Source organism: Microvirga zambiensis WSM3693 (assembly GCF_016735695.1).
In the GTDB taxonomy this organism is placed as follows: Bacteria; Pseudomonadota; Alphaproteobacteria; order Rhizobiales; family Beijerinckiaceae; genus Microvirga; species Microvirga zambiensis.
The window spans coordinates 1-893 of sequence record NZ_JAERQD010000208.1 but is presented as its reverse complement, the minus strand read 5'-3'; the positions used below and the strand labels follow the sequence as shown (position 1 = coordinate 893).

The following is an 893-nucleotide window of genomic DNA, read 5'->3' as shown; positions in this document are numbered from 1 at the left end:
ATGATCCACCCCCATTGAATTGGTCCACCTTGAAGTATGTCTTGAGGCAGACAGGAGGACCCAAATGCCGAGAAAACGTCACAAGCCGGAAGAGATCGTCGCCAAGTTACGCCAGGTCGATGTGATGGTCTCACAAGGCCAATCGGTTGCCGATGCGGTTCGTGCCATTGGCGTGACCGAGGTGACCTACTATCGCTGGCGCCAGGAGTTCGGCGGGCTCAAATCGGATCAGGTCAAGCGTCTGAAGGATCTTGAGGCGGAGAATTCCCGGCTTCGCCGCGCGGTGGCCGATCTGACGTTGGATAAGCAGATCCTGAAAGAGGCCGCCTCGGGACCCGAAGGGCAGCGTCAGCAAAACTTCTGAGCCCCGCCCGTCGCCGCGCCTGCATCGATCATGTCCGATCCAAACTGAAGCTGTCTGAGCGGCGGGTCTGCCGCGTGCTCGGCCAGCATCGTTCGACGCAAAGGCGTGTTCCGCAAGGGCGGGACGATGAGGAGCGGCTCACCGCCGATATCATCGCTCTCGCCCGCCAGTATGGCCGCTACGGCTACCGCAAAATCGCAGAAATCCTGCGCTCGACCGCCGGCTGGGTCGTGAATGACAAGCGGGTGGAGCGGATCTGGCGGCGGGAGGGGCTCAAGGTGCCACAAAAGCAACCGAAGAAAGGTCGTCTCTGGCTTAATGACGGATCCTGCATCCGCCTGCGAGCAGAGCGGCCTAACCACGTCTGGAGTTACGACTTCGTGGAGGATCGCACTCATGACGGGAGGAAGTACCGGATGTTGAACGTGATCGACGAGTTCACGCATGAGTGCCTGGCCATCCGGGTGAACCGCAAACTGAAAGCCGTCGATGTGGTCGATGTTCTCTCGGATCTGTTCATCCTGCGCGG

Annotated in this window: 1 pseudogene; it reads left to right on the top strand. The window is 60.0% G+C overall.

Annotated features, from left to right (window positions below):
* Positions 1-64 precede the first annotated feature (64 nt).
* Positions 65-893, top strand: a pseudogene (locus JKL46_RS34920) (IS3 family transposase); the annotation flags it as partial.